Origin of the sequence: Streptomyces sp. NPDC001093 (genome assembly GCF_040298985.1) — a bacterium.
Classification (GTDB): Bacteria; Actinomycetota; Actinomycetes; order Streptomycetales; family Streptomycetaceae; genus Streptomyces.
This window is the reverse complement of the sequence record NZ_JBEPBF010000074.1, coordinates 16690-32584: the sequence shown is the minus strand read 5'-3', so window position 1 is coordinate 32584 and position 15895 is coordinate 16690. Positions and strand designations below refer to the sequence as shown.

At 71.2% G+C, this 15895-nt stretch carries 12 protein-coding genes and 1 pseudogene; 9 read left to right on the top strand and 4 right to left on the bottom strand.

The genetic code is table 11. The features are described 5' to 3' along the window. The first annotated feature begins 217 nt into the window (after positions 1–217). From ABT288_RS30235 to ABT288_RS30220, 4 genes are all read left to right on the top strand, one after another. Positions 218–2026, top strand: coding sequence for an ABC-F family ATP-binding cassette domain-containing protein (locus tag ABT288_RS30235; protein WP_351614296.1), 1809 nt, complete (start codon positions 218–220; stop codon positions 2024–2026). 576 nt (positions 2027–2602) lie between these two features. After that, a complete protein-coding gene (locus ABT288_RS30230; protein WP_351614293.1) occupies positions 2603–4387 on the top strand; it encodes an outer membrane protein assembly factor BamB family protein in 1785 nt (594 codons plus the stop codon). Between the two features lie 97 nt (positions 4388–4484). Then, positions 4485–6230: an outer membrane protein assembly factor BamB family protein gene (locus ABT288_RS30225; protein ID WP_351614290.1), complete on the top strand. Its 1746-nt coding sequence runs from the start codon at positions 4485–4487 to the stop codon at positions 6228–6230. A gap of 228 nt (positions 6231–6458) precedes the next feature. After that, entirely contained in the window at positions 6459–7142 is a 684-nt protein-coding gene (locus tag ABT288_RS30220; RefSeq protein ID WP_351614287.1) for a helix-turn-helix transcriptional regulator, read from the top strand. 201 nt (positions 7143–7343) lie between these two features. Here the strand turns inward: ABT288_RS30220 and ABT288_RS30215 are convergent, their stop codons facing one another. Together ABT288_RS30215 and ABT288_RS30210 are read right to left on the bottom strand one after the other, a co-directional pair. After that, a complete protein-coding gene (locus tag ABT288_RS30215; RefSeq protein WP_351614284.1) occupies positions 7344–7688 on the bottom strand; it encodes a hypothetical protein in 345 nt (114 codons plus the stop codon). A 21-nt stretch (positions 7689–7709) separates the two neighbouring features. Then, positions 7710–9401: a sodium:solute symporter family protein gene (locus ABT288_RS30210; RefSeq protein WP_351614282.1), complete on the bottom strand. Its 1692-nt coding sequence runs from the start codon at positions 9399–9401 to the stop codon at positions 7710–7712. Between the two features lie 180 nt (positions 9402–9581). On the opposite strand from ABT288_RS30210, the gene galT reads away from it, so the two are divergent. The 3 genes from galT to galK are packed head-to-tail and all read left to right on the top strand — an operon-like array spanning position 9582 to position 12807. Then, positions 9582–10667 carry a galactose-1-phosphate uridylyltransferase gene (gene galT, locus ABT288_RS30205; RefSeq protein WP_351614280.1) on the top strand — a complete coding sequence of 362 codons (1086 nt, stop codon included), beginning with the start codon at positions 9582–9584 and terminating at the stop codon, positions 10665–10667. After that, entirely contained in the window at positions 10664–11641 is a 978-nt protein-coding gene (gene galE / locus ABT288_RS30200; protein ID WP_351614277.1) for a UDP-glucose 4-epimerase GalE, read from the top strand. Before galT ends, galE begins: the two co-directional genes overlap by 4 nt. After that, positions 11641–12807: a galactokinase gene (galK, locus tag ABT288_RS30195; protein WP_351614275.1), complete on the top strand. Its 1167-nt coding sequence runs from the start codon at positions 11641–11643 to the stop codon at positions 12805–12807. Before galE ends, galK begins: the two co-directional genes overlap by 1 nt. 260 nt (positions 12808–13067) lie before the next feature. Here galK and ABT288_RS30190 read toward each other — a convergent pair. Beyond that, positions 13068–13493: pseudogene (locus ABT288_RS30190) on the bottom strand (GNAT family N-acetyltransferase); the annotation flags it as partial. Positions 13494–13750: 257 nt separating this feature from the next. On the opposite strand from ABT288_RS30190, the gene ABT288_RS30185 reads away from it, so the two are divergent. After that, positions 13751–14524: a LuxR C-terminal-related transcriptional regulator gene (locus tag ABT288_RS30185; protein ID WP_351614272.1), complete on the top strand. Its 774-nt coding sequence runs from the start codon at positions 13751–13753 to the stop codon at positions 14522–14524. On the opposite strand, the gene tamR is transcribed toward ABT288_RS30185, so the two are convergent. Beyond that, complete coding sequence (gene tamR / locus ABT288_RS30180; protein WP_351614269.1) at positions 14483–14980, bottom strand: MarR family transcriptional regulator TamR; 498 nt, start codon at positions 14978–14980, stop codon at positions 14483–14485. The two genes, ABT288_RS30185 and tamR, sit on opposite strands and share 42 nt — an antisense overlap. An 88-nt stretch (positions 14981–15068) precedes the next feature. Between tamR and ABT288_RS30175 the strand changes: the two genes are divergently transcribed. Next, positions 15069–15893, top strand: a complete 825-nt coding sequence (locus ABT288_RS30175; protein ID WP_351614266.1) for a trans-aconitate 2-methyltransferase — start codon at positions 15069–15071, stop codon at positions 15891–15893. Positions 15894–15895 lie beyond the last annotated feature (2 nt).

Here is a 15895-nt window from a genome sequence, read left to right as displayed (position 1 = left end):
ACTGGCCCACCGGCTCACTGGGCCGCCGGCCCACTGGCTCACCGTCGATCGGCTCGACGCGCGTCCGGTCGGCTCGACCCGCGTCGTATTCCGCTCATGTCACCACAAAGAGTGACACCTCCCTCGCGCACCGCCTTCACCCCGGCAGGCCCTACGCTAGAAGGCTGACCCACGCGGCGGAGCCGCATGCCGACACAGCCCCGCGCACAGGAGTGAAATGGCCGTCAACCTCGTCAATGTCGAGAACGTCAGCAAGGTGTACGGCACCCGTGCCCTGCTGGACGGCGTCTCGCTCGGCGTGTCGGAAGGGGACCGGATCGGGGTCGTCGGACGCAACGGCGACGGCAAGACCACCCTCGTCCGGATGCTCGCCAAGCTGGAGGAGGCCGACACCGGGCGGGTCACGCACTCCGGTGGGCTGCGCCTCGGCGTGCTCACGCAGCACGACTCCCTCGACCCCGCCGCCACCGTCCGCCACGAGGTCATCGGCGACATGGCCGACCACGAGTGGGCCGGCAACGCCAAGGTCAGGGACGTACTGACCGGGCTGTTCGGGGGACTGGACCTGCCGGGCTTCCCCAAAGGGCTGGACACCGTCATCGGGCCGCTGTCCGGTGGTGAGCGCCGCCGTATCGCGCTCGCCAAGCTGCTCATCGAGGAACAGGACCTGGTCGTCCTGGACGAGCCCACCAACCATCTCGACGTCGAGGGCATCGCCTGGCTCGCGAAGCACCTGCAGAACCGGCGCTCGGCGCTGGTGTGCGTCACCCACGACCGGTGGTTCCTGGACCAGGTGTGTACGCGCATGTGGGACGTGCAGCGCGGTGATGTCTACGAGTACGAGGGCGGCTACTCCGACTACGTCTTCGCGCGTGCCGAGCGCGAGCGGATCGCGGCCACCGAAGAGGTCAAGCGGCAGAACCTGATCCGCAAGGAGCTGGCCTGGCTGCGGCGCGGGGCCCCCGCCCGTACGTCCAAGCCGCGCTTCCGGGTCGAGGCCGCCAACGAGCTGATCGCGGACGTGCCGCCGCCCCGGGACAGCAGCGAGCTGATGAAGTTCGCCTCCTCGCGGCTCGGCAAGACCGTCTTCGACCTCGAGGACGTCACGGTGCAGGCCGGACCCAAGGTGCTGCTCAAGCACGTCACCTGGCAGCTGGGCCCCGGCGACCGGATCGGTCTCGTCGGCGTGAACGGCGCCGGCAAGACCTCGCTGCTGCGCGCCATGGCCGACGCCGCGCGCACCGAGGGCGAGGAGCAGCCGGCCGGTGGCCGTATCGCCGTCGGCAGGACCGTCAAGCTCGCCTACCTCTCCCAGGAGGTCGCCGAACTCGACCCCGCCTGGCGGGTCCTGGAGGCCGTACAGCAGGTCCGCGAACGCGTCGACCTCGGCAAGGGGCGCGAGATGACCGCCGGGCAGCTGTGCGAGACGTTCGGCTTCAACAAGGAGAAGCAGTGGACGCCGGTCGGTGACCTGTCGGGTGGCGAGCGCCGCCGCCTGCAGCTGCTGCGCCTGTTGATGGACGAGCCCAACGTCCTGTTCCTGGACGAGCCCACCAACGACCTCGACATCGAGACCCTCACCCAGCTCGAGGACGTCCTCGACGGCTGGCCCGGCTCGATGATCGTCATCTCCCACGACCGGTTCTTCGTCGAGCGCACCACGGACCGGGTCTTCGCCCTCCTCGGCGACGGCACGCTGCGGATGCTGCCGCGCGGGATCGACGAGTACCTGGAGCGGCGGCAGCGCATGGAGGAGGCGGTCGCCGCGCAGGCCGCCGCCGCGGCGCCCAAGCCGGCCACCACCGAGAGGAGCGCCGCCGACCAGCGCGCCGCCAAGAAGGAACTCCAGAAGATCGAGCGCCAGTTGGACAAGATCTCCGAGAAGGAGTCCAAGCTGCACGCCCGGATCGCCGAGAACGCCACCGACTTCGCCAAGGTCGCCGACCTGGACGCCCAGTTGCGCGACCTCGCCGGCGAGCGTGAGGAACTGGAACTGCGCTGGCTGGAGTTGGCGGAGGACGCGTAGACGGGAGCCGGGGCGCGCGGGGCACGGGCGCGCGCCCGAGCGTGCGCGCGCCTGCCTTGTACGGCGCTCGGGGCGGGGGTGCGCGCGCTGCCAAGTGCGGCGCTCAAGCTGTAGTGCACGCCGCCTTGTACGGCGCTCGGTCCGGTCGCGCGCACTGCCGAGCGCGGCGCTTGGTGCGGTCGTGAGCGCTGCCAGGTACGGCGCTCGCAACCGGCGCACGCCCCTCGTTGTGTAACCCGCGCCCCGAGCCCCGCGCCCTCGCCCCCGCTCACGCCCACCCCCCGGCGTGAACCAGCCACCCTGCGCGCCCACTTCAGCACCCCACACCCCACCGCGCCGGCGCCCGTCCCCGGCGCGCGGTGCTGTCGCGTGCGCTGCGTGAAGGGGGCGTGAAGGCGCGTAACGGCGGCATCACGGGCTGGTCGTCCCTTGGGAACAGCGGCGGAACCGAGCCCGTGGGCTGTCGGTACCGGGTGATAGAAAGAGCCGTCTGAGAACTGTCTGAGTAACGACCCAGGGTCCGTCGAGAACCTCAGGGCGTGGCGAAAAATCAGTGAACGAGGGGGAAGACCGCTGATGACCCAGCCGCCCAGCCAACCGCCGCAGGGCGGATTCGGGGCGCCGCAGGACCGGCCACCGCAGGGTGGCGGTTTCGGCGCCCCGCAGCCGCCACCGGCCCAGGGCGGTTTCGGCGCCCCGCAGGGCACCCCGGGCATACCTCCCACGCCCCCGCCGCCGGCCCAGCCGCCCGCCGTCCCGCCGCAGCCGCCCCAGCCGGGCTACGGATACCCCCAGCAGCCGGGGCCGTACGGCGCCCCCACCGCGCCCGGCACACCGGGCCCCTACGGACATCCGCAGCAGCCCGGCCCCTACGGGGCGGCGCCCCAGCCCGGTTTCGGCCAGCCGCAGCAGCCGCCGTACCCGGGTGTGCCCGGTGCCGCGCCCGGCGGGCAGTCCAGGGCGAGGACCGCGCTGATCGTCGGTGCCGCGGCGGCCGCGCTGCTCGTCATCGGCGGCACGGTGTACGCGGTCACGGGCGGGGACGACGGCGGCAAGAAGAAGCCGGTCGCCCAGCACAGCGACGATCCCAGGCCGCCCGCCTCCGCCTCGCCGAGCGCGTCGGGCGGCGGCGGTGACGACCCGGAGAACCTCAACGCGGGCCGCAAGGCCGGTGAGGCGAAGGTGCTCTGGTACAAGTCGGCACCGGACGCCCCCGGTTCGGGCGCCGACGCGCCCGGCATGTGGGTCACCGGCAAGGCTGTGGTGAAGGCGGCGTACCAGCAGGTCTTCGGCTACGGCGTCGGCGACGGCAGGCCCGCCTGGAGCCCGATCTCCTTCCCGCAGAAGATCTGCGCCGTCACGCCGCAGAAGTCGGCGGACGACAAGGTCGTCGTGGCGTACATGAGCGGCGCGGGCGACAACGCCGTGTGCAACCAGCTGCAGCAGATCGACCTGGACACCGGCCGGAAGGGCTGGAGCGGCACGGTCGACAAGCGCGGGGCGTTCGACATCCAGGTCGAGATCCACCTGGCCGTCAGCGGCAGGACGCTGATGGTGAGCCGCGTGGGTGCGGGCACGGCGTACGACATCGACAGCGGCAAGAAGCTGTACGAGAAGGGGGAGTACGGCGGTTCGTGCGCTCCGTCCGGGTACGCGGGTGGCGCCGGCCGACTGATCCAGGCGTCCTCCTGCGCCGCGTACGCGCCCAACGAGCACGACGAGATCCAGGAACTGGACCCGGCCACCGGCAGGGTCACGTGGTCCCAGCCGGTCAAGAAGGGCTGGCAGGTGACCAAGGTGTACTCCGTGGACCCGCTCGTGGTGTACCTGACCAACCCGGACAAGAAGGCCTGGAACATCTCCACGTTCACCAAGGACGGCACGTTCCGCTCCGAGGTGAAGGTCGACGAGAAGTTCGCCCCCCGCTGCGGCTTCCTCGACCAGGGTCTGGAGGGCTGTCAGGGCGTCGTGGCCGACGCCGGCACGCTGTACCTGCCGACGGACAGCACGAACAGCGCCAACGAGGTCGTCGCCGTCAGCCTCGTCACCGGCAAGGCGAAGTGGCGGGCCAGGTCCCCGGCCGACGAGCCGATGTATCCGATGAAGGCCGACGGCGGCAAGCTCGTCGCCTATGTGCAGCCGTCGTACGACGCGGGCGGCCAGGTGGTGTCGATCCCGGCCTCCGGTTCCTCCCACACGCCCACCAAGCTGCTGCAGAACCCGCAGGGCACCGCCGAGATCGAGGGCACCTTCTTCGACTCCGTCGTGGACTGGGCCGACGGGCGGTTCTTCATCTCCACCGGCCGGTTGTCCGGCAGCGATCAGGCGAAGGAGAAGCTGATCATGGCCTTCGGCAACTGAGCCGCCGTCCCGGCTTCCCGCCCGTACCGGCATCTCCCCGTCCCTAGCGAATCCTTTCGCCGTCCGGCCTTTCCGGCCTCACCGAGGTACCCGTCCCATGACCCAGCCGCCCCCTCCGCCGCCGAACCAGCCCCCGCAGCAGGGCGGTTTCGGCCCCCCGAGCCCGCAGCAGCCTCCTCAGCCCCCTCAGTCCCCCCAGCCCCCGCAGCCGGGCTACGGCTACCCGCAGCCCCCGCAGCCGCAGCCGGGCTACGGTTACCCGCAGCCCGCGTCGGCCCCCCAGCCACCGCAGCCGCCCCAGCGCGGTTACGGCTACCCCGGCGCGCAGCAGAACCCGTACGCCCAGCCCGCGCAGCCGGGTTACGGCTATCCGGGCCATCCGCCGACCATGCCCATGCAGCCGCAGCCGGGGCAGAGCGGCGGCGGGCGGAACAACACCGCGCTGTTCATCGTCGTCGCGGCGGTCGTCGCCATCGCGCTGATCGTCGGCGGCGGTATCTGGTACGCCAGTTCGGGGGACAGCGGCAGGAAGCACGACACCGCGTCCTCCAGTGGCGGCACCGGCGGCAAGGACGGCAGTGGCGGCACGGGCGGCGGCCAGGAGAAGGTGCCGGCCGACGCCTCGGGCCAGTTGCTGTTCCAGGCCCCGATGCCCACCGCGAACGACATCGTCAGGACCGTCGGTTCCTGGCTGACCGACAAGGTGTACGTCAAGACCGGCGTCGCCGAGGTCGCCGGCTACGACCCGGTCAAGGGCACCAGGCTGTGGACGCTCAAGCTGCCCGGTCCGGTCTGTTCGGCCAGCAAGCACGCCACCGCGGACGACAAGACCGCGATCACCTACCAGCCGAAGTGGGACACGGGGAAGACCATCGCGGGCTGCACCCAGATCGCGGCGATCGACCTCGACTCGGGCAAGAAGCTCTGGACCCAGACGGTCAAGTCCGGTGACTACCCGGTCAACTACGAGAACGTGACGGTCGCTCAGCGCACCGTCGCGGTCGGTGACACCGACGGCGGTGCCGCCTTCGACATCGACTCCGGCAAGCCGCTGTGGCTGCCGAAGCCGGGCGACGACTGCTACGACGCCGGCTACGGCGGCGGCGCCAAGCTCGTCGCGGTGCGCCACTGCGGTGGCCTGGACAACGAGCGGCTGCTGATCCAGACCCTCGACCCGAAGACCGGCAAGGTGATCTCCGAGTACCGGATGGACCCGGGCATCGGCTATGCCTCGGTCGTCTCCACCGACCCGCTGGTGGTGGCCGCCGAGGCCGGCTCCGACAGCCAGGCCCTGGACTACTTCTCCATCGACAGCAGGACCGGCAAGCTGCTCGCCCACATCTCCGCGCCGGGCAAGGCCTACGGCGGCAGGTGCGACAGCGGTACCCGCATCGAGGACTGCAAGGAGATCGCCGTCGGCGGCGGCAAGCTGTACCTGCCGACCGCGGAGCACGACGGCAGCGGCAACTACAGCCGCACCAACGAGATCGTCTCCTTCGACCTGAACACGGGAAAGCCGACCGGTCAGCGCGCCGAGGCCGGGGACGGCTACACGCTCTCCCCGCTGCGCATGGACGGCTCGAACCTGCTCGCGTACAAGCGGCCGCCGTACGACAAGGGCGGTCAGGTGGTCAGCATCGACGGCGGGTCGTTCAAGCAGAGCAAGCTGCTGGAGAATCCGTCCACGCAGAGCGTGCGGCAGGCGGAGAGCACCATGATGCCGGACTACGCGGAGATCCTCTTCGGGCACGGCCGCCTGTACATGTCGGACGTCTTCGCGAGCAAGAAGGGCGACGCGTACGAGAAGAAGTACCTGGTTCTGGCGTTCGGCCCGAAGGGCTGACCGCGTCGCCGACGTGGTCGGCGGGTCTCGCCCGAATGGGTGACTTACCGAGAAGTGCCCCGGATTTCATCGATCCGGGGCACTTCTCATCAGGAGGGGCAGCGCGAGGTCGAACAAGCGTGTAGCTTCCGGGGGCATGAAGGACGAGGTGCCGGGGGGCCCTCTGTCCTTGCGGACCGGTGGGCGTCCATAGTGGGGCATCCATGGGGGGGACTGGGGGGTTGCTCTATGGGAGTGCGGCTCATGGTCGTCGACGACCATCGCCTGCTCGCGGAGGCGCTGGCGTCGGCGCTCAAGCTGCGCGGGCACCGGGTGCTCGCCGCGGCGGCGCCGGCCGCGGGCGCGGCGGACCTGGTGATCGCGCGGGCGCCGGAGGTGTGCCTGCTGGGTACGGCGGCGCCGGCCGAACCGGGTGTCTTCGACCCGGTGGCGAAGATCAAGCGGGAGCGGCCGCAGGTGGCGGTGCTGGTGCTCGGCCCGGTGCCCTCGCCGCGCGGCATCGCGGCGGCGTTCGCGGCCGGGGCGTCGGGGTACGTACGGCACGACGAGCGGATCGAGGGCGTCGAGCGGGCGATCATGAAGGCGCGGGCGGGGGAGGCCGCGGTGGCGCCGCAGTTGCTGCAGGGGGCGTTCGGGGAGCTGCTCAATCCTGCCGCTCAGCCCGATGACGAGGCGCAGCGGTTGCTGTCGATGCTGACGCCGAGGGAGGTGGAGGTGCTGGTCAGGGTGGCCGACGGGGAGGACACCCGGCTGATCGCGGCGGGGATGGGGATCGCGCCGAGCACGGCCCGTACCCATGTCCAGCGGGTGCTGATGAAGCTGGGGGTCGGCTCGCGCCTGGAGGCGGCGGCGTTGGCGGCACGGACGGGGCTGCTGGACCGGGCGGGGCCGCTGGGCTTCGGTCCGGAGTAGGCGTCCGGCGCCGCCGGCGCCTGCGAAGGGGCGCGGGGCTGTGCCGATGCGCGCCTTCGCTGGGCGCGACCAACCGGCCATGACGCATCCGCAGCCGGGGACGGCCCGCACCCCCGCGGCGCTGCCGCCCCCGGCCGGCAGTCACTCCGCGGGGAGCCGCGCGACCAGCCCCCCCACGCACCCGCGGACGGGGGCGGCGCTTCAGTCCCCCTGCTTCTCCTCCGGCAGCCCCTCCGGAGGAAGCGGCGGCGGGGTCGGGCGGAGCTTCAGCCAGGCCAGGAAGAAGATGCCCAGCAGGAGCATGCCGATCCCGGTCCAGAGGTTGATGTTGACGCCCTGGGCCTTGTCGATGGCGGACTGGGAGTCGGTGATGCCGGCGATCGTGACGATGACGCCGTAGAGGACGAACAGGCCGCCGATGATGCGGCGCAGGTCGAAGATGCGGGCCGCGGTCGCGGACTTGCCCTCCAGTTCGGTGACTTCCCGCGCCACCTCGTCCTCGGTGTAGTGGTGGTGACGGTCAGGGTGCTCGGCGTGTTCGGACATGGTTTCCTCGATCCTCCCGCGTCAGAACGAGAACGGGACGTAGCAGACGGCGGCCAACACGACCGCGCCCCAGCCCAGCAGGGCCGGCCGGCGGTACCAGGCCTCGTCGCCGGGTGCGGGGGGTTCGGACATGCCGGGGGAGCGGGTGCCGTAGACCAGCCCCTGGAGCTCCCCGGCCGGCTTGGGGCTGGTGAACAGGGACACCGCGGTCATCACGACCGCGCCGGCGACGAAGCCGGCGATCGCGGAGACGAAGTTGGCGCCCTGGTCGGAGGGGATGGAGATGATCCCCTTCTTGTAGAACACGAAGTAGTTGATCATCGCGGTGACGGTGCCCGCGAGCAGGCCCCAGAAGCCGGACTTGGCGGACGCGCGCTTCCAGAACATGCCGACGATGAACACCACGAACATCGGCACGTTGAAGAAGGAGAACAGCGTCTGCAGGTAGCTCATGATGTTCGAGAACGAGGACGCCAGGAACGCCGTGCCGATGGAGGCGAGGACGCCGATCACGGTGATCAGGCGGCCGAACCTGACGTAGTAGGCGTCCTCGCGGCCGCGCACCACGTACTTCGCCCAGATGTCGTTCGTGAAGACCGTGTTGAAGGACGAGACGTTGGCCGCCATTCCGGCCATGAACGCGGCGAGCAGACCGGTGACGGCGATGCCGAGCACGCCGTTGGGCAGCAGTTCCTGCATCAGGTACGGGATGGCGTCGTTGTACTGCAGGCCCGAGCCGGGGGTGCCGATCTTCGGTACGAGCGCGGCGGCGACCAGGCCGGGGATCATCACCAGGAAGACGATGAAGATCTTCGGGTAGGCGGCGATCAGCGGGGTCCGCTGACCTGCGGAGAGGTTCTTCGCGGACAGGGCGCGCTGCACCTCGGCGAAGTTGGTCGTCCAGTAGCCGAAGGACAGCACGAAGCCGAGGCCGAGGACGATGGTCAGCCAGTTCGCGCCGAGCGGGTTGACGTGTCCGATGCCGGTGCCGCCCCAGGCGGTGGTGAAGTCCGCGCCGTGCGTCGCGGTGAGCTTGTGGGTCAGCCCGCTCCAGCCGCCGGCCTTCTTCAGGCCGAGGACGGTGATCGGGATGAGGGCGGCCAGGATCACGAAGAACTGGAGGACCTCGTTGTAGATCGCCGAGGACAGGCCGCCGAGGGTGATGTACGCGAGCACGAAGGCGCCGGCGACCACGATCGCGACCCACTGGGGCCAGCCCAGCAGGGCCTCGACGACGATCGCGAGGGCGTAGAGGTTGACGCCGGCGATCAGGATGGCGGCGAACGCGAACAGGATCGAACTGAGCAGGTGGGCGCCCCGGTCGAAGCGCAGCAGCAGGAACTCGGGGACCGAGCGGACCTTGCTGCCGTAGTAGAACGGCATCATCACCAGGCCGAGGAAGACCATGGCGGGGATGGCGCCGATCCAGTACCAGTGCACGGTGTAGGCGCCGTACTGGGCGCTGTTCGCGGCCATGCCCAGGATCTCGGTGGCCGCCAGGTTCGCCGAGATGAAGGCGAGGCCGGTGATCCAGGCGGGCAGCGAGCGTCCGGAGAGGAAGAAGTCGAGGCTGGTCTTCACCGAGCGGCGGGCCGCGAAGCCGATGCCGAGGACGACGACGAAGTAGATCGCCAGGATCGTGTAGTCCAGCCAGTTGGTGGGGAGCCGTAGCCCCGCCGCCAGATACAGGGGGCTGTCTGTGGGGGTTTGCATGAGTACTCGCTTCGTTGCGCGAACTGATCCAGAGCGGAACCTACGCCTCCGCGTTCAGAAATTGAACACTTCTGTTGGTGTTCTTTGTTTGATTGTGATGGTCCTGGATGTTGTCGAGTTGTGATCTGTTATGTTTGATTGTGTTGAGTGATTGGGTGCGGGACGTAGAGGAGTCCGGCGTTGAAGAAGACCTCGACACGGCTGGCCGACGGTCGTGAGCTGATCTACTACGACCTCCGGGACGACACCGTGCGGGACGCCGTCGACCGCCGCCCGCTGGAGCGGACCCATACGACGTCCGAGATCCGCCGTGACGTGCTGCTCGGCGACTGTGTCGCCGTCGCCTCCCACCGGCAGGGCCGCACCTACCATCCGCCGGCCGACGAGTGCCCCCTGTGCCCCACGCGGGGCGACCGGCTGAGCGAGATCCCCGACTCGTCGTACGACGTCGTCGTCTTCGAGAACCGGTTCCCCTCCCTCGCCGGCGACTCCGGCCGCTGCGAGGTCGTCTGCTTCACCTGCGACCACGACGCCTCCTTCGCCGACCTGACCGTCGAGCAGGCGCGCCTGGTGCTGGACGCGTGGACGGACCGTACGTCGGAGCTGTCGCATCTGCCCTCCGTGGAGCAGGTCTTCTGCTTCGAGAACCGCGGTGCCGAGATCGGGGTCACCCTGGGCCACCCGCACGGACAGATCTACGCATACCCCTTCACCACCCCGCGCACCGCGCTCATGCTCCGCTCGCTCGCCGCGCACAAGGAGGCGACCGGCGGCCAGAACCTCTTCGACGCCGTCGTGGAGCGCGAACTCGCCGGTGAGCGGGTCGTCCTTGAGGGTGAACACTGGGTGGCGTTCGTGCCGTACGCGGCGCACTGGCCGTACGAGGTCCACCTGTACCCCAAGCGCCGCGTCCCCGACCTGCTCGCCCTGGACGAGGCGGCACGCACAGAATTCCCCCAGGTCTATCTGGAACTCTTGAGGCGCTTCGACCGGATCTTCGATGGGGGGGACGGAGGGGAAAACGCTGCGGGTGACCCTCCCACGCCGTACATCGCGGCCTGGCACCAGGCCCCGTTCGGTGCGCTGGAGGAGTTCGACGGTGTCTTGCGGGACGACTTCGCGCTCCACCTCGAGCTTTTCACCATCCGCCGCACTTCCGGCAAGCTGAAGTTTCTCGCGGGTTCCGAGTCCGGCATGAGCGTGTTCATCAACGACGTGCCGCCGGAGCGCGCGGCCGAGCGACTGCGAGAGGTAGCGAGTTCATGAAGTACCTGGTGACGGGTGGCGCGGGTTACGTCGGCAGTGTCGTGGCCCAGCATCTGCTGGAGGCCGGCCACGAGGTCACCGTCCTCGACAACCTCTCCACCGGCTTCCGCGCGGGGGTGCCCGCCGGGGCGGCCTTCGTCGAGGGCGACATCCGCGACGCCGCCAAGTGGCTCGACCCCTCCTACGACGGCGTGCTGCACTTCGCCGCGTCCTCGCAGGTCGGCGAGTCGGTGGTGAAGCCGGAGAAGTACTGGGACAACAACGTCGCCGGCTCCATGGCGCTGCTCGGCGCGATGCGCGAGGCGGGCGTCCGCACGCTCGTCTTCTCCTCGACGGCGGCCACGTACGGCGAGCCGGAGCAGGTCCCCATCGTGGAGAGCGCGCCGACGAGGCCGACCAACCCCTACGGCGCCTCCAAGCTGGCCGTCGACCACATGATCACCGGCGAGGCGAACGCCCACGGCCTGGCCGCGGTCTCCCTGCGCTACTTCAACGTGGCCGGCGCCTACGGCACGTCTTCCGGTGTCATGGTCGGCGAGCGCCACGACCCCGAGTCGCACCTCATCCCGCTGGTCCTCCAGGTCGCCCAGGGCCGCCGAGAGGCGATCTCGGTCTACGGCGACGACTACCCGACCCCCGACGGCACCTGCGTCCGCGACTACATCCACGTCGCGGACCTCGCCGAGGCCCATCTGCTCGCCCTGACGGCCGCCACCCCGGGCGAGCACCTGATCTGCAACCTCGGCAACGGCGCGGGCTTCTCCGTCCGCCAGGTCATCGAGACCGTCCGGCAGGTCACCGGCCACCCGATCCCCGAGATCGTGGCCCCGCGCCGCGGCGGCGACCCGGCCGTCCTGGTCGCCTCGGCGGACACGGCCCGCGAGAAGCTGGGCTGGAACCCCTCCCGCGCGGATCTCGCGGGCATCGTCGCGGACGCGTGGGAGTTCACGCAGAGCATCACGAAGGAGCACTAGTGGGGGCACAGCAGGTCGCGGAGCGCTTCGCCGAGCTGTACGGGGCCGCGCCGGAGGGCGTCTGGGCGGCACCCGGCCGCGTCAACCTGATCGGCGAGCACACCGACTACAACGACGGCTTCGTGATGCCGTTCGCGCTGCCGCACCGGGCGGTCGCGGCCGTGTCCCGCCGCACCGACGGCGTCCTGCGCCTGCACTCGGCGGACATCGAGGGCGGCGTCAGGGAACTGCGGCTGGACGCCCTCGCCCCGCAGAGCGACGACGCCTGGACGGCGTACCCGGCGGGCGTGGTCTGGGCGCTGCGCGAGGCGGGACACGGGGTGACGGGCGCGGACGTGCACCTGTCCTCCACGGTGCCGACCGGCGCGGGCCTGTCCTCGTCCGCCGCGCTGGAGGTCGTGATCGCCCTGGCGCTGAACGACCTGTACGGACTGGACCTGCCGCGCTGGAAGCTGGCCCGGCTGTGCCAGCGCGCCGAGAACGTCTACGTCGGCGCGCCCACCGGGATCATGGACCAGACGGCGTCGGCCTGCTGCGAGCAGGGCCACGCGCTCTTCCTGGACACCCGAGACCTGTCCCAGCAGCAGATCCCCTTCGACCTCGCGGCCGAGGGCCTGCGCCTGCTGGTGGTCGACACGCAGGTCAAGCACGCGCACAGCGGCGGCGAGTACGGCAAGCGGCGGGCCGGCTGCGAGAAGGGCGCGGCCCTGCTCGGCGTGGACGCCCTGCGGGACGTGCCGTACGCCGGACTGGACTCGGCGCTGGCCCGGCTGGGCGACGAGGAGGAGGTACGCCGTCTGGTCCGGCACATCGTGACGGAGAACCACCGCGTGGAGCGGGTGGTCGGGCTGTTGCGCGCCGGTGAGACCCGCGCGATCGGCCCGGTCCTCACCGAGGGGCACGCCTCCCTGCGCGACGACTTCCGCATCTCCTGCCCGGAGCTGGACCTGGTCGTCGACACGGCCCTGGCGAACGGCGCCCTGGGCGCCCGCATGACCGGCGGCGGCTTCGGCGGCTCGGCGATCGTCCTGACAGAGGCGACGGACGTCGACACCCTCACGAAGGCCGTCGAGGAGGCCTTCGCGGCAGCGGGCTTCAAGGCCCCGCGGGTGTTCGAGGCGGTGCCTTCGGCGGGGGCGCGGCAGGTGGTCCGAGCCGGTCGGTGATCCCGTCGGCCCCGTACAAGGGTGCGGGGCTCACGGGCTGTCACGGGAGGCGCGGCCGTGCAGCAGGGCCGCAGAAGCCTCGTGCCGCTCTTCCGGCGCGATGACGACCCCGGTACTGGTGGGAGGTGAGCCGCCGGCCCCGGCGCCGCCGCTCACGCTCCGGCGGCCGGCCCCCCGTCCTCGGCGGTCGACGGAGCCCCGGCTGTCCCCGCCTCCTCCGCCGCCGCCCCCGTCGGTGTCGGAGTGAGCGCCGGTCGGGCCAGCCGCTTCGTCAGGGTGTACTCCGTGACCCCCGGCGGATAGTCCGGGATCACCCCCACCACCTCGTAGCCCTGCTTCCGGTAGAAGCCGGGGGCCTGGAAGTCCCAGGTCTCCAGGCGGGCGGCGGTGCAGCCGCGGCCGGTGGCGGCGATGTGCTCCGCCTCCGCGAGCAGGCGTGAGCCGAGGCCCGTGCCGCGGTGGGCGGCGTCGACCCACAGGTAGGTGACGTGCAGCCACATGGTCCAGGTGTGGCCGACCAGACCGCCGGAGGAGTCCAGCGCCCAGACGTGCAGGGGGACTTCGCGTTCGCCGGGCGTGCCGCGCAGGGCGGCCAGGACCGGGGACGCCGCCGTGTTGGTGTCCCGTAGCCGCGAGCGGAGCAGATCACGTCGGCCTTTGTCGACTTCCGCCTCAATACGAAACATGCGGCACACGATAAACGCGCTGGGCGGCCAGTTCTGCAAATCTCCTTCCGCTGCGTGCTCCCATCCGTACTCTGTGGAACAGCACCGGTGGGGGCCGGTGCTGTTCAGGGGGCGAGACAGCCGGGTACGGCGCCCGCGGTGGGGGTAACAGTTTCCGCGACGGCGGCGGCCGCGCGGCGCGTGTCCTTTCCGTGGGTGCCCGTACCCGCGCGGGTCGTCGTTCTCCGGAGGGCCAGGCCCGGTCCGGGAGGAGTTTCGTGGTTCGTATCCGAGTCCTGGTCGTCGACGACCACCGCATCTTCGCCGAGTCGCTCGCCGCCGCCCTGGCCGCCGAGCCGGACGTCGACGTCTCCGCGGCCGGCAGCGGCCCCGCCGCGCTGCGCTGCCTGGAGCGGGCGGCCGGTGAGGGCCGCCGCTTCGACGTGCTGCTGGTCGACGCCGACCTGGGCGGCCAGGTGCCCGGCACCCGTCCGGCTCTGCCCGTGCCGGTGCAGGACGGCAACGAGGAGGGGCTGGTCGACGGGATCTCGCTCGTCGCCGGGGTCAGGGCCGCCCAGGCGGCCGTACGGATCGTCGTGCTCGCCGAGAAGGACGATCCCCGGCGGGCGGCGCTCGCCCTGCAGGCCGGTGCCTCGGGCTGGGTCGCCAAGGACTGCTCGCTGTCCCGGCTGCTGACGGTGATCCGGGGCGTGCTGCGCGACGAGACCCATCTGCCGCCCGCCCTGCTCACCGGCGTGCTCAGGGAGCTGACGGCGGCCCGCCGGCACCGCACCGAGAGCGAGCGGCTGGTGGAGTCCCTCACCCCGCGCGAGCGGGAGGTGCTGCGCTGCATGGTCGCGGGCCTCGGCCGCAAGGCCGTCGCCGAGCGGCTGTTCCTCTCCCCGCACACGGTGCGCACCCATATGCAGAACGTCCTCGGCAAGCTGGGCGTCCACTCGACGCTGGCCGCCGTCGCCCTCGCCCGCCGGGCGGGGGTCGGGCCGGCCGACCTAGCCGGGGATGTTGTCGAACGGGGCGGTCAACTGGCGTAGCAGACCGGCCAGTTCCGTACGCTGGGCGGGGGACAGCTCGGCGAGGATCGCCCGCTCCTGCTCCAGCAGCCCGGCCAGTGCCTGGTCGGCGCGGTCCCGGCCGGTGTCGGTCAGCCGGACCAGCACGCCCCGCCGGTCGCTCGGGTCGGGCAGCCGCTCCACCAGGCCCTTCTTGGCCAGCCGGTCGATCCGGTTGGTCATGGTGCCCGAGGTGACCAGGGTCTGCGTCAGCAGCTGACCGGGGGAGAGCTGGTACGGCGTGCCCGCGCGTCTGAGCGCGGTCAGCACATCGAACTCCCACGGCTCCAGCTGGTGCTCGGCGAAGGCGAGCCGGCGCGCACGGTCCAGATGCCGGGCGAGTCGGCTCACCCGGCTGAGCACTTCCAGCGGCTCCACGTCGAGGTCCGGACGTTCCCGGCGCCACGCTGCGACCAGCCGATCGACCTCGTCCTCCATGAGATCAGTGTAGTGGTTGTGTCGACATGAAGTCTCTTGATTTCGAGTCTCTTGACATCGAGATAAGTGGGGCGGGAAAGTGGGAGACATGACGAACCCCACCTGGGACCCCGGCCAGTACCTGCGGCACGCCGGTCACCGCGCCCGCCCCTTCGCCGACCTCCTCGCCCGCGTCCCCGCCCTGCCCGCGGAACCGCCCGCTGGGCAGCCCCGCATCGCCGACCTCGGCTGCGGCCCGGGCAACGTCACCGTGCTGCTCACCGAACGCTGGCCCACCGCCCACGTCACCGGCTACGACAACTCGCCCGAGATGCTCGACAAGGCCCACACCGAGCACGAGGGCCCCACCGCCGGGGGCGGCCGGCTGGACTTCGCCCACGCCGACGCGCGTACCTGGGCGCCCGAGGAGCCGTACGACCTGATCGTCTCCAACGCGACCCTCCAGTGGGTGCCGGGGCACGCCGGCCGCTTCGCCGACTGGATCGGCGGCCTCCGGCCCGGTGGCACCTTCGCCTTCCAGGTGCCCGACAACATCGACGCCCCGCTGCACGCCCTGATGCGCGAACTCGCCGCCACCCCCCGCTGGAAGTCCCGCCTCGCCGACGTCCTGCGCCGCACCGACTCCGTGCACACGCCCGGCGCCTATCTGGACCGCCTCGCCCGCCTCGGCTGTGCGGCCGACGTGTGGCAGACGACGTACTTCCACGTCCTGCAGGGTGAGGATCCCGTTCTGGACTGGGTGAAGGGCACCGGGCTGCGGCCCGCGCTGACCGCCCTCGCCGACGACCCCGAGGCCCGGGGCGCCTTCCTCTCCGAGTACCGGGAGCTGCTCCGGCAGGCCTACCCCAGCGCGCCGTACGGCACGGTCCTGCCCTTCCGCCGCCTGTTCGCCGTCGCCGTGAAGGAGGCCTGAGC